This window comes from Streptomyces anulatus (assembly GCF_000721175.1).
Lineage (GTDB): Bacteria > Actinomycetota > Actinomycetes > Streptomycetales > Streptomycetaceae > Streptomyces > Streptomyces anulatus_C.
In genome coordinates, this window is record NZ_JOEZ01000009.1 from 159,321 (window position 1) to 171,885 (window position 12,565).

Annotated in this window: 10 protein-coding genes and 1 pseudogene; 5 read left to right on the top strand and 6 right to left on the bottom strand. The window is 70.9% G+C overall.

The genetic code is table 11. The annotated features are described in order from the left end of the window. Positions 1-99 precede the first annotated feature (99 nt). The 3 genes from IG90_RS0112870 to IG90_RS0112880 form a co-directional block, all read right to left on the bottom strand. Positions 100-1,584 (bottom strand): Gfo/Idh/MocA family protein, encoded by a 1,485-nt coding sequence (locus IG90_RS0112870; RefSeq protein WP_030582292.1) that lies wholly within the window; start codon positions 1,582-1,584, stop codon positions 100-102. A 286-nt stretch (positions 1,585-1,870) separates the two neighbouring features. Continuing rightward, a complete protein-coding gene (locus IG90_RS0112875) occupies positions 1,871-4,816 on the bottom strand; it encodes an FAD-binding and (Fe-S)-binding domain-containing protein (RefSeq protein WP_030582295.1) in 2,946 nt (981 codons plus the stop codon). Between the two features lie 64 nt (positions 4,817-4,880). Further along, positions 4,881-5,378 carry a MarR family winged helix-turn-helix transcriptional regulator gene (locus IG90_RS0112880; RefSeq protein WP_030582297.1) on the bottom strand — a complete coding sequence of 166 codons (498 nt, stop codon included), beginning with the start codon at positions 5,376-5,378 and terminating at the stop codon, positions 4,881-4,883. Between the two features lie 113 nt (positions 5,379-5,491). Here IG90_RS0112880 and IG90_RS0112885 point away from each other — a divergent pair, with 113 nt between their 5' ends. The 3 genes from IG90_RS0112885 (at position 5,492) to mltG (ending at position 9,253) form a co-directional block, all read left to right on the top strand. Continuing rightward, positions 5,492-7,306, top strand: a complete 1,815-nt coding sequence (locus IG90_RS0112885; RefSeq protein ID WP_030582300.1) for an ABC transporter ATP-binding protein — start codon at positions 5,492-5,494, stop codon at positions 7,304-7,306. 64 nt (positions 7,307-7,370) lie between these two features. Continuing rightward, positions 7,371-7,982: a hypothetical protein gene (locus tag IG90_RS0112890; protein WP_030582303.1), complete on the top strand. Its 612-nt coding sequence runs from the start codon at positions 7,371-7,373 to the stop codon at positions 7,980-7,982. A gap of 410 nt (positions 7,983-8,392) precedes the next feature. Beyond that, on the top strand, positions 8,393-9,253 hold the full coding sequence (gene mltG, locus IG90_RS0112895; protein WP_030582306.1) for an endolytic transglycosylase MltG: 861 nt from the start codon (positions 8,393-8,395) through the stop codon (positions 9,251-9,253). 22 nt (positions 9,254-9,275) lie between these two features. Here the strand turns inward: mltG and IG90_RS0112900 are convergent, their stop codons facing one another. Further along, a complete protein-coding gene (locus tag IG90_RS0112900) occupies positions 9,276-10,409 on the bottom strand; it encodes an NAD(P)-binding domain-containing protein (protein ID WP_030582308.1) in 1,134 nt (377 codons plus the stop codon). Between the two features lie 660 nt (positions 10,410-11,069). On the opposite strand from IG90_RS0112900, the pseudogene IG90_RS0112905 reads away from it, so the two are divergent. Further along, positions 11,070-11,465 (top strand): annotated as a pseudogene (locus tag IG90_RS0112905) (YjbQ family protein); the annotation flags it as partial. 112 nt (positions 11,466-11,577) lie between these two features. Here IG90_RS0112905 and IG90_RS44795 read toward each other — a convergent pair. Together IG90_RS44795 and IG90_RS0112910 are read right to left on the bottom strand one after the other, a co-directional pair. Next, entirely contained in the window at positions 11,578-11,982 is a 405-nt protein-coding gene (locus IG90_RS44795; protein ID WP_167344992.1) for a hypothetical protein, read from the bottom strand. Continuing rightward, positions 11,967-12,173: a hypothetical protein gene (locus IG90_RS0112910; protein ID WP_030582314.1), complete on the bottom strand. Its 207-nt coding sequence runs from the start codon at positions 12,171-12,173 to the stop codon at positions 11,967-11,969. The genes IG90_RS44795 and IG90_RS0112910 overlap by 16 nt, the downstream gene beginning before the upstream one ends. A gap of 91 nt (positions 12,174-12,264) precedes the next feature. Between IG90_RS0112910 and IG90_RS0112915 the strand changes: the two genes are divergently transcribed. Then, entirely contained in the window at positions 12,265-12,483 is a 219-nt protein-coding gene (locus tag IG90_RS0112915) for a hypothetical protein (protein WP_030582317.1), read from the top strand. Positions 12,484-12,565 lie beyond the last annotated feature (82 nt).

Below are 12,565 nucleotides of genomic sequence, written 5' to 3' on the forward strand. Positions count from 1 at the left end.
GCAAGGTTCCCTGTTCGTCCCGTTCCGGGGCAACCGGTTTTCCGGTGCTCCGCCGCCCTGCGGGGTCCCGGGCCCGGTCGGCCCGGGCCCCTGGGAACGTCACTCCGCGGGCTTCTCGGAGTCCACGCCGGACCGGGCCTTCTTCCACTCGCCCCGGGTGAAGTCCGGGATCGGCAGCGGCGCGCCCTTGGCCTTGATGGAAAGATGGCTCAGCGGTACGGGGGCGGTCCAGGTCGCCGCGTCGTACACGTCGAAGTCGGGGACCAGGCCGAGCCGCATGCACTGCATCAGCCGGAAGACCATCATGTAGTCCATGCCGCCGTGGCCGCCCGGCGGGTTCGCGTGCTCCTTCCACAGCCAGTGGTCCCATTCGGCGTACTTCTTGAAGTCGTCCCACTGGTGGTTCGTGTTCGTGGGCTCCAGGTAGATCCGCTCCGGGTAGTCCTCGAAGACGCCCCGCGTACCGCCGAGGCTGTTGATACGGGAGTACGGGTGCGGCGTCGACACGTCGTGCTCCAGCCGGATCACCCGGCCCTTGGCCGTCTGCACGAGGCTGATCGTCCGGTCGGCCCCGATGTACGACTCCTTCCAGCTGGGGTCGCCGGGCGGCACGTGCTCCTCGCGGTACTCGGCGAGCCCCAGGGCAGGCGTGCCGATGCTCGTGATGCTCACGGCACGGTCGCCCCGGTTGACGTCCATGTAGTTGGCGACCGGACCGAACCCGTGGTTGGGGTAGAGGTCCCCGCGCAGCCGGGTGTGCCACAGCCGCCGCCACGGGCCCTCGTAGTAGTCGGGGTCGAACATCAGCCCGCGCAGATCGTGGTTGTAGGCCCCCGCCCCGTGCAGCAGATCGCCGAAGAGACCCGCGTGCGCCATGCGCAGCACCCGCATCTCGTTCCTGCCGTAACAGCAGTTCTCCAACTGCATGCAGTGGCGCCGGGTCCGCTCGGAGAGGTCCACCAGCTGCCAGAGCTCTTCCAGCCGCATGGCGATCGGGCACTCCACGCCGACGTGCTTCCCGTTCAGCATCGCCGCCTTCGCCATCGGGAAGTGCAGCTCCCAAGGCGTCGCCACATAGACGAAGTCGATGTCGCCGCGCTTGCAGAGGTTCTCGTAGTCGTCCTCGCCCTTGGCGTAGACGGTGGGGGCGGGCTGACCGGCGGCCGTCACCTTCGCGGCGGCCTTCTCCGCCTTGTCCCGGACCGGGTCGCAGACCGCCTTCACCTGGACGCCCGGGACGGCGAGGAAGAGGTCGACCATGCTGCCGCCCCGGTTGCCGAGGCCCACGATGCCGACCCGGACCGTGGAGCGCCCCTCGAAGCGGACGCCCGCCATCGTGCGTCCCTGCCGGGCGGGAGCGGCGGCGACCGCCTCTGCGGCGGTGACGGCTTCCGGGGCGGCTGCCTCGGCCGCCGACGCGGTCCCCCCGCTCAGTGCGCCGAGGCCGAGTCCGGCGCCGGCCACGCCCGCCGTGGTCCACAGCACCGAGCGGCGACTGGGGTCCTGCCGGGCCGACTCGTCGGCCGCGCCGCTGTGCGGGGGTATGTTCTGCGGTTCCGGTGCGGGCCGGGCGTCGTCGTTCATCGAGCCTCCAGGTGGGGTTGGGGGTTCAGACGGTGCGCGAGCGCGTCCGGTCCCCGTACGGCTGGCGAGCGGGGGGGACCGGGTCTCGGTAAGGACCCTGGAGGGTGAGGCTGATGATGCGCAAGGGAGGTATTTGGACTCTCGTCCTCAAACCTTGGACTTTCGTCACGGCGTGCGAAAGCCCCAACTGGTGCAACCAGTTGGGGCCTCGGAACGCTCAGTTGTGCACGCTTTTCAGGTGCTCGGCGGGGAGGAGGTCGGGGTGTTCACGCCTGCCGTCAGAGGCTCAGCGGACGGTCGGCCGGGTGGCGTGCTCCAGCTCGATCAGCGCCGAGCGGTAGGGGTGCCCGGTGGCGCGTTCCATGCCGATCTCGCACATCCGGTTAGCCGACAGATAGGCGTCGTAGGGACGGCGGCCGACCTCGGCCGCCTCCTTGGCCGTCGCCGAGTCGGTCAACTCCTTGTGCAGCATGCCCCGGTCGCCCGCGAACGCGCAGCACCCCGCGTCGTCCGGCACCACGACCTCGTCGGCGCAGGCCTCGGCCAGCGCGCGCAACTGCCCCACGTCACCCAGGTGCTCCATCGAACAGGTCGGATGCACGACGGCCGACCCGGCGGTGCGGAACACCGTCAGCTCCGGCAGCAGTTCGTCGGCCGCCCACACCAGCGAGTCCACGACGGTCAGTTCGCGGTGCAGCGCCCGGTTGTCCTCGGTGAGGTAGGGCACCACCTCCTCGGCGATGCCGAGCGTGCACGAGGACGCGTCCACGACCAGCGGCAGCGTGCCGCCCGCCGTCCAGGCCCAGGCGGCCTCCACGATGCGGTTCGCCATGATCCTGTTGCCCGCGGCGTAGCCCTTGGAGTGCCAGATCGTCGCACAGCACGTCCCCGCGACGTCCTCGGGGATCCACACCGGCTTCCCGGCCCGCCCGGACACGGTGACCACCGCCTCTGCCAGGGACAGGCCCGGCATCCCGTCCGGCCCGGCGAAGATGCGGTTGACGCAGGCCGGGTAGTAGACCGCGCTCGCCCCGACGCGGGTGGTGCGCGGCAGCCGCCGGGCCGCAGCACCGGGGATCTGCGGCAGCCACTCCGGTACGAGGTCGGGGCGGACGGCCTTGCGGGCGAGCCGCGTCACGGCCTGGAGCGGACCGTCGCCCACCCGCTCCCCGACCGTGCCGGCCGCCGCGACGGCGAGCCGGGCCGAGGCCTCCACCACCCGGAAGTTCTTCGCGGTGAGCGCGGCGATCCGTTCCTCGCGCGGTGTGTGCCTGCGGTGCCGGAAGCCTTTCATCATCGCCCCGGTGTCGATGCCGACCGGGCAGGCGAGCTTGCAGGTGGAGTCCCCGGCGCAGGTGTCCACGGCGTCGTATCCATAGGCGTCGAGGAGTCCGGCCTCCACCGGTGAGCCGTCGGTCTGGCGCATCATCTCCCGGCGCAGCACGATCCGCTGGCGCGGAGTGGTCGTCAGATCCTCGCTGGGGCAGGTCGGTTCGCAGAAGCCGCACTCGATGCACGGGTCGGCCACCGCCTCGACCTTCGGAATGGTCTTCAGACCCCGCAGATGGGCCCGGGGGTCCCGGTCCAGGACGATCCGCGGAGCGAGGACCCCGGCGGGATCGATGACCTGCTTCGTCCGCCACATCAGCTCGGTGGCGCGCGGCCCCCACTCCCGCTCAAGGAACGGCGCGATATTGCGTCCGGTGGCGTGCTCCGCCTTGAGCGACCCGTCGAACCGGTCCACGACCAGCGCGCAGAACTCCCGCATGAACGCGTCGTACCGCTCGACGTCGGCCGGCTTCCCCGCGTCGAACGCGAGCAGGAAGTGCAGATTGCCGTGGGCGGCGTGACCGGCCACGGCGGCGTCGAAGCCATGGCGCGACTGGAGCTCCAGCAGCGCCTCGCAGGCATCCGCCAGCTGGGCGGGCGGCACCGCGAAGTCCTCCGTGATCAGGGTGGTGCCCGAGGGCCGTGACCCGCCGACCGCCGTGACGAACGCCTTGCGGGCCTTCCAGTACCCGGCGATCGTCCCGGCGTCCCGAGTGAACGCGTTGGTCACCGAAGCGGCCGGGACGACCAGGTCCAGATCGGCGACGACGGCGTCGGCCGCCCGCTCGAACGCCTCCCGGCCCGCCTCGTCGGCCGCCCGGAACTCCACCAGCAGTGCGGTCGTGGTCCGGGGCAGTGCCGCCCAGTCCGCCGGAACGCCCGGCACGCTGACGGAGGCGCGCAGGGTGTTGCCGTCCATCAGCTCCACGGCGATGGCCCCCGCCTCGTTGAACCGGGGCGCGGCGGCCGCGGCGGCGGTGAGGGAGGGGAAGAAGAGCAGGGCGCTGGAGATCCGCCGGTCCAGCGGCAGGGTGTCGAAGACGACCTCGGAGATGAATCCGAACGTCCCCTCGGAGCCGACCATCAGCCCGCGCAGGATCTGCACCGGCGTCGCCCCGTCGAGGAAGGCGTCCAGGCGATAGCCGTTGGTGTTCTTGATCGTGTACTTGGCGCGGATCCGGGCGGTCAGCTCCTCGTCCGCCTCGATCTCCGCCTTCAGCTCCATCAGCCCCGCGCACAGCTCCGGCTCGGCGCGGGCCAGTTTCTCGTCGGCGGCGGGGTCGGCGGTGTCGACGACGGTGCCGCTCGGCAGGACGAAGGTGAGCGAGGCGAGTGTCCGGTAGGAGTTGCGGGTGGTGCCCGCGGTCATGCCCGAGGCGTTGTTGGCGACGACCCCGCCGACGGTGCAGGCGATGGCGCTGGCCGGGTCGGGGCCCAGCAGCCTGCCGTACCGGGCGAGGGTGATGTTGGCCCGCAGCACCGTCGTCCCGGGCCGGATCCGGGCCCGCGCCCCGTCGGCCAGCACCTCGACGCCGGTCCAGTGGCGGCGTACGTCGACGAGGATGTCCTCACCCTGTGCCTGGCCGTTGAGGCTGGTGCCGGCGGCCCGGAAGACCACGTCACGCGCCTTGCCGTGGGCGTACGACAGGATCGCGGAGACGTCGTCGAGGTCCTCGGGGACCAGCACGACCTTGGGGAGGAAGCGGTAGGGGCTGGCGTCGGAGGCGTACCGCACGAGGTCGGAGATCTTCCAGAGCACCTTGTCCGCACCGAGCAGGGCCGTCAGCTCGCCGCGCAGCGGCTCCGGGGTGCCCTCGGCGCTGCGGTCGGTGACCCGGTCGGGGGCGGGTTCCCGTGCCGTTCCTGGGCGCAGGGCTTCCGGGTCGGGCTCCAGCAGCGGCATGTCGGCCATCTCCTCGGCGGCTCGGCGCGGTGCTCGGCAGTGGTGTTCCGGCGTGCTGTCGCGCTCAGCAGCGGCGTTCCGGCATGCCGTCGACCAGAGCGGACAGCAGCCCGCCGAGCACCTCGCGCTGATCGGTGGTCAATGGCGCCAGGATCTCCTCCGCGGCCGCCCGGCGCGCGCTGCGCAGGGATCGCAGCGTGGCGCGCCCCTCGTCCGTGATCTCGACGCGGACCACCCGGCGGCTGTCGGGGTCCGCGGCGCGGCGCACCCGGCCGCTCGCCTCCAGCGCGTCGACCAGCGTCGTCACGGCGCGCGGAACGACGTCCAGGCGCCGGGCGAGATCCGCCATCCGGGGGGCCGCGTCGTAGCTCGCGACCGTCCGCAGGAGCCGGAACTGGGCCGGAGTGATGTCGATCGGCTCCAGCTGGCGGGTCTGGATGCGGTGCAGCCGACGGGTCAGCCGCAGCAACTGCTCGGCGAGCATGCCGTCGGTGTCGGGGGAGCCGGGGGAGCTCGAGGAGCCGGGCGGGCCATGCGAACCGGGGGAATCTGGGGCGTCCATACGGGAACGATATCAGGACCTTGTTCATTGTGAGTACAGGTAACAATGAGCTAGGCTCTCCATGTGCGAGGCCGGGAGAGCCCGGCCGCGCCTCACGCCCGACGAAGGAGCCCATGAAACCCGACGAACCCACGTGGACGCCCCCACCTGACGCCCATGCCGCAGACCGGCCGCCCGCCGAGGTGCGCCGCATCCTCCGGCTCTTCCACCCCTACCGCGGCCGCCTCGCCGTCGTCGGCCTGCTGGTCGGCGCCTCCTCCCTGGTGTCGGTCGCCTCCCCGTTCCTGCTGCGCGAGATCCTGGACACCGCCATCCCGCAGGGACGCACGGGCCTGCTGACCCTGCTGGCGCTCGGCATGATCCTCACCGCCGTGGTGACCAGTGTCTTCGGCGTGCTCCAGACGCTGATCTCGACCACGGTCGGTCAGCGCGTCATGCACGACCTGCGCACCGCCGTCTACACCCAGCTCCAGCGGATGCCGCTCGCCTTCTTCACCCGCACCCGCACGGGCGAGGTCCAGTCCCGTATCGCCAACGACATCGGCGGCATGCAGGCGACGGTCACCTCCACCGCGACCTCCCTGGTCTCCAACCTCACGGCCGTCATCGCGACCGTCGTCGCCATGCTCGCCCTCGACTGGCGGCTCACCGTCGTCTCGCTGCTCCTGCTGCCGGTCTTCGTAGCGATCAGCCGCCGGGTGGGCCGGGAACGCAAGAGGATCACCACCCAGCGCCAGAAGCAGATGGCCGCGATGGCCGCCACAGTCACCGAGTCCCTCTCGGTCAGCGGCATCCTGCTCGGCCGCACGATGGGCCGCTCCGACTCCCTCACCCAGGGCTTCGCCGAGGAGTCCGAGCGTCTGGTCGACCTCGAAGTGCGCTCCAGCATGGCCGGCCGCTGGCGGATGTCCACGATCGGCATCGTGATGGCCGCCATGCCCGCGGTCATCTACTGGGCGGCCGGACTCACCCTCCAGTCCGGCGCCACCGCCGTCTCCCTCGGCACGCTGGTCGCCTTCGTCACGCTCCAGCAGGGGCTGTTCCGCCCGGCGGTCAGCCTGCTCTCCACCGGTGTGCAGATGCAGACCTCCCTCGCCCTCTTCCAGCGCATCTTCGAGTACCTCGACCTCACGGTGGACATCACCGAACCGGAGAAGCCGGTCCGCCTGGAGAAGATCCGCGGCGAGATCGCCTTCGAGAACGTCGACTTCAGCTACGACGAGAAGAACGGCCCGACGCTCACCGGCATCGATGTGACCGTCCCCGCGGGGGCCGGCCTCGCGGTCGTCGGGTCCACCGGTTCCGGCAAGTCGACCCTGAGCTACCTCGTGCCCCGGCTGTACGACGTCACCGGCGGCCGGGTCACGCTCGACGGGGTCGACGTCCGCGACCTGGACTTCGACACTCTCGCCCGAGCGGTCGGCGTCGTCTCCCAGGAGACCTACCTCTTCCACGCCTCGGTCGCCGACAACCTGCGCTTCGCCAAGCCGGACGCCACCGACGAGGAGATCGAGGACGCGGCCCGCGCCGCGCAGATCCACGACCACATCGCCTCCCTGCCCGATGGCTACGACACCCTCGTCGGCGAGCGCGGCTACCGCTTCTCGGGCGGCGAGAAGCAGCGCCTCGCCATCGCCCGCACCATCCTGCGCGACCCGCCGGTGCTGATCCTCGACGAGGCGACCAGCGCGCTCGACACCCGTACGGAACAGGCCGTGCAGGAAGCGATCGACGCCCTGGCCGCCGGACGGACCACGCTCACCATCGCGCACCGCCTCTCCACCGTCCGCGACGCCGACCAGATCGTCGTCCTGGAGGACGGCCGGGCCGCCGAGCGCGGTACGCACGAGGAGCTGCTCCACCGCAACGGCCGATACGCCGCCCTGATCCGCCGCGACTCCCACCCGGCCCCGGTCCCGGCCCTCTGACGGACCTCGGCGGGACCGGCCCTGACGTGACCGGCGCGGCACGCGTACGGCATGATCGCCGCGCATGAGAGCTCTCCTCGGGGCGGAACTCCCCGGCTACCGAACCGTCGACACCGACACCTGGCTGAACGACCACGGCGATGTGCTGTCGTTGCACTTCTTCGACCTGCCGCCGGATCTGCCGGCGGCCCTGGACGACGGCCCGTCCCTGCGCCACGGCCTCACCCACTTCACCGCACAAGCGGGCGGCGGGCTCATCGAGGCGTCGGTGAAGCGACTGGGCGAGCTGCCGGCCCTGCGCCAGATACTCAAACTGCCGCTGCCGGGACAGCCCAGCGGCCAGGCGTTCATCGGCAGCTTCACCGTGCCGCGCGCCGGATGCAGCACCGTCGTGAAGGTCCAGGCGGCGGAACGCGGCATGACGGGCATGCGGGAAGCGGTGGTGCTGGCCAAGCTCGGCCCCGACCAGTACTTCCGGCCGCACCCCTACGCCCCCGAGGTCCAGGGCGGGCTGCCCTTCCACGCGGCGGACCACGCCCAGTGGGACACGGATTTCCCGGACCATCCGCTCACCCGGGTCCGCCGGACGCTCGACGTCCTCGCGACGGCGGTGACGGTCGCACCCGAGTTCACCGCTCTGCCGCCCTTCACCGGACCGGCCACGGCGAACGGCTGAGCCGGCCGGCCCCGTACACGTGAACGCAGCGGCGCCGCCGCTCCCGTGGGACGGGGAGCGACGGCGCCGGGCGGAGCAATGGTCAGACGAGCCAACCCACGAAGTGGACGACGCCGGCAAGCAGGTTGGTCAGGAAGTTCATCTGGTCTTCTCCTCGTACGTGGTGCATCTGCGGGACTGCGCAGTAGCGGTCTGCAGCCCGTCGACTGCGCTCTGCAATCATCAGGCCCCGGACGAGTGAACAGCAGCGAATCTCCTGACGATCACACGTTCCAGCGAACACCCGATCCCGTGTTCGTGTGTTCCGGGATCCGCGTGTTCCGGTCGCCCGCTACGGCGTTCGTGTCGCCCGGGCCGACGCCGTGGCCGGGCTACCGGCGGCGGCTCGCACCCCGGGTTAACGTGCCCGCATGGTGAACGAGTCCCCGGACGCCCGCCCCCGCCGCAGACTCCGCCCGACCCGCCGCGGGAAGATCGTCCTGGTAGTCGGCGCACTGCTCGTCGTGTCGGCCGCCGTCCTGATCCCGCTGTCCCTGATCGGATCGGACGAGCGTCAGAAAGAGGAGGAGAGCACGCGGAGCACCCTGATGATCCCCGAGGGCCGTCGCGCCTCGCAGGTGTACGAGGCCGTCGACCAGGCGCTCGGCCTGAAGCCCGGCAGCACGCGGAAGGCCGCGTCGACGGTGGACCTCGCTCTGCCCGCCGAGGCCGCGGGCAACCCCGAGGGATATCTCTTCCCGGCCACGTACCCGGTCGACGCAGAGACCGAGCCCACCGGTCTGCTGCGCTACATGGCCGCCACCGCCCGCAAGCACTTCGGCGCGGACCATGTCACGGCAGGGGCCCAGCGCAACAACGTCTCCGTCTACGACACGATCACGATCGCCAGCATCGTCCAGGCCGAGGCCGACACCGCCTCCGACATGGGCAAGGTGGCCCGGGTCGTCTACAACCGGCTGCTCAAGGACATGCCGCTGCAGATGGACTCCACCATCAACTACGCCCTCAAGCGCTCCACCCTGGACACGACGACCACCGACACCCAGCTGGACAGTCCGTACAACAGCTACCGGATCAAGGGCCTGCCGCCGACACCCATCGGCAACCCGGGGGAGGAGGCGCTGCGCGCGGCCGTCAGCCCCACACCCGGGCCCTGGCTGTACTTCGTCACGGTCGGCCCCGGCGACACCCGGTTCACCGACAGTTACGACGAGCAGCAGAAGAACGTCGAGGAGTTCAACCGCAACCGCGGCTCCGCCACCACGAGCTGACCGAGTCCGCCGACGGACGTGTTCACGCCTCCGCGACGCGGGCGCCGACGACCGCCACCCCGGATTCCCGGTCGGTCCGCCCGCCACCGGTCCCCTTCAGCAGCCGCATGACCGACCGGACCGCCGCACGGCCCGCGCGGTTGGCGCCGATGGTGCTGGCGGACGGGCCGTACCCGACGAGATGCACACGTCCGTCGCGGACGGCGCGGGTGTCCTCGGCCCGGATGCCGCCACCCGGCTCGCGCAGTCTCAGCGGCGCCAGATGCTCCACGGCGGGCCGGAACCCGGTCGCCCACAGGATCACATCGGCCTCGACGACACGACCGCCGTCCCAGGCCACGCCGCTCGGCGTGATCCGGTCGAACATCGGCAGCCGGTCCAACACCCCCTCCTCCCGGGCCCGCCGCACCGCATCGGTCATCGGCAGCCCGGTCACGCTGACCACGCTGCGCGGCGGCAGCCCGTTGCGTACCCGCTCCTCCACCATCGCCACGGCCGCCCGCCCCCACTCCTCGGTGAACGGCCCCTCGCGGAAGACCGGTTCGCTGCGGGTCACCCAGAAGGTGCCGACCGCGTGCTCGGCGATCTCCATCAGGTGCTGCGTACCGGAGGCGCCGCCCCCGACCACGATGACACGCTGCCTCGCGAACTCTTCGGGCCCCGGGTAGCTCGCCGTGTGCAACTGCCGCCCCCGGAACGTCTCCTGGCCCGGGTAGCGCGGCCAGAACGGCCGGTCCCAGGTGCCGGTCGCGTTGATCAGGGCCCGCGGAGCATACGGTCCCTCGGATGTCTCCACGAGCAGCCGCCCGCCGCTTCCCTCCCGTACGGCGCTCACCTCCACCGGGCGGTGGACCCGCAGGTCGAAGCGCTCCTCGTACGCGGCGAAATACGCGCCGATCACCTCCGACGAGGGGCGGTCGGGGTCGGCGCCGGTCAGCTCCATGCCCGGCAGCGCGTGCATCCCGTGGACCTTGCCGTACGTCAGCGAGGGCCAGCGGAACTGCCACGCCCCGCCCGGCCGGGGCGCATGGTCCAGCACGACGAAGCCGACGTCCGGCTCCAGCCCGACGCGGCGCAGGTGGTGGGCGGCGGACAGCCCCGCCTGCCCCGCGCCGATCACGACCACGTCCAGCTCGCGCACCCCAGAAAAGTTCACGCTTCTACTAACTGCGAGGGGCTCCGGGATCTTCCCGAACGGGAGAGGGTCCCGGAGCCCCGATGGTGTCCACCGGTGTCCACGTCGCAGTGGCAGGGTTCGGCGGCCTCCGGCGAGCAGCAGCGGCGCCCCGCCCCGGAGCCGGGACGGTCCGGTTGTCGGCGCCGGCCTCGCCCAGCAGCGGCGACGCGGAACGGTCGGCAGCAGTCCGCGCCGGGCCGGCTCGGGCGTGACCCCCTCGCCGAACCAGTACGCCTCCTCCAGGTGCGGATACGCGGACACGCCGAGGTACCCCGTACCCACACGGCACGACCACCGGAGACCGACGGGACAGGGGAAGGCAGGAGCGGGCGGCGCGCTCAGCGGTGTTGGGAGGCATGGATCCGGATGCGACTACGGGCAGGGGGGCGGAGGAACACCGCAGGCGCAGCCGTGCGGCCGGAAACAGTCCGGAAGCCCTGAAGGGGAGAGCGCTGAGAGTGCGTCAGCGGCCGCGACAACACACGGCGGAAGGCACTTGCAGCAGGTCGATGTGACCGCGCGAAGTGAGCGGAGCTGATCGGAGCACGGCGCTGAACGCGGCCATCCGGTCGGGACACGGTCAATGGTGTCTCGGAGCGTGGACGAGTCATCTCACGCCTGTGGGGTGAAGATGGAGGCATGTCCGATACCTTCACCACCACGGTCCTGAACATCACCACGGGTACGGCCGAGAGCGTCACGGACCTGACGCGCGCCTGCGAAGAATTCCTCACCCGCACCGCGCCCGGCCGCGACGGCCTGCTCAACGTCTTCGTCCCCCACGCCACGGCCGGCATCGCCGTACTGGAGACCGGCGCGGGCAGCGACGACGACCTCCTGGCCGCGCTCCACCACCTGCTCCCCGCCGACGACCGCTGGCAGCACCGCCACGGCAGCCCCGGCCACGGCCGCGACCACGTACTCCCGGCCCTGGTCCCGCCCCACGCCACGCTGCCGGTGATCGGCGGCCGACTGGAGCTGGGGACCTGGCAGTCGGTCTGCCTGGTCGAGTCGAGGGTCACCAACTTAGACAACTCTGGGGCGGTGGAGTCCCTGGTTGAGCTGAAGCCTCAAGCTGCATGCCAGCCACCGCCGAGTGGAAGCAGTGCCTTCGCGCCCCCGGTACCCGCCCCAGCGGCCACGCCCTCTACGGCTCCGCTGGGTCGGGTCCGTCTTCTAGTGAGGCGTTGAGCACGCATACCTGGGCGGTGATCCCGCAGTCAGCTAGCGTTGCCGCGTGCTGGTGCAGGTCTTTACGGAGCCGCTCGGGTGTGTGGCGGGCCGACTTGGCTTGGCAGCTGTCGTCGTCGCTCCAGGCATTGCCGCCGCAGTAGACAGCGATGTATACACCTGCTGACCCCCGTGGGCTTTTCAGGTAGCGCCGGAAGAGTTGGTCGGCGATAGCGGTGACGACTTCGGTGTGCCAGTTGCACTTCACCTCGCCAGGTACTGTCAGCGATTGGCCACTGGTGGTGCGGGCTTCGACCAGGAGGTCGGGGACGTCGCCAGATGTGTCACCCAGGCGCGGGTTGATCTCTACCTCACGCACCACGGCGGCCCGCTCCCGCAATCACTGTCGGCCCTGAAGCCCTCGCGGTCGAAGGAGAGGCCGAGGTGCTGCGCGTGATTCGTGATGGTGCCGACGGACCAGCCCATCTGACGGGCGATCCCGTTGCGGTTGACGCCGTCGGCGTGAAGCTGACGCCGGATCGCTGCGTCCTCCGCGGAGAAGGTGCGGGCCACGGCCGGCTCACCCCCTCACGTACGCGCGGTGACGGGTGACTGGTCATGAAAAGGCGCTCATCATGTCGATGGGTATCCGTAGGCTCCGGCCATGACAGATGACGAGTTGCCGGAGGCTGAAGATGACCGCCTCATGGCTGTGCCGATCACCGACCATTTTGCTCAGGCCGCAGCCCAGGTGCTGCGGGAGTACCGGGAGATGGTCGAGGGAGGCATCACGCACCTAGAGCCGGATGCGGCATCGCCCTTTATGGCGGAGGTCGCCGCCATCAACAGCACGCCGGACCCGCTCGGGGGCCTTGACCCCTGATGTTGGACACACGAGACACTGGATCCTGAGGATCTGAGGACGGACATCTCGTGGTCATGAAGAACTACCCGCCTGAGTTCAA

Coding starts and splice junctions, on each gene's coding strand:
- IG90_RS0112880 (WP_030582297.1), bottom strand. CDS start 5,378: ATGGACGCCCCAGATTCCCCCGGTTCGCATGGCCCGCCCGGCTCCTCG.
- IG90_RS0112870 (WP_030582292.1), bottom strand. CDS start 1,584: ATGAACGACGACGCCCGGCCCGCACCGGAACCGCAGAACATACCCCCG.
- mltG (WP_030582306.1), top strand. CDS start 8,393: ATGGTGAACGAGTCCCCGGACGCCCGCCCCCGCCGCAGACTCCGCCCG.
- IG90_RS0112875 (WP_030582295.1), bottom strand. CDS start 4,816: ATGCCGCTGCTGGAGCCCGACCCGGAAGCCCTGCGCCCAGGAACGGCA.
- IG90_RS0112890 (WP_030582303.1), top strand. CDS start 7,371: ATGAGAGCTCTCCTCGGGGCGGAACTCCCCGGCTACCGAACCGTCGAC.
- IG90_RS0112915 (WP_030582317.1), top strand. CDS start 12,265: ATGACAGATGACGAGTTGCCGGAGGCTGAAGATGACCGCCTCATGGCT.
- IG90_RS0112885 (WP_030582300.1), top strand. CDS start 5,492: ATGAAACCCGACGAACCCACGTGGACGCCCCCACCTGACGCCCATGCC.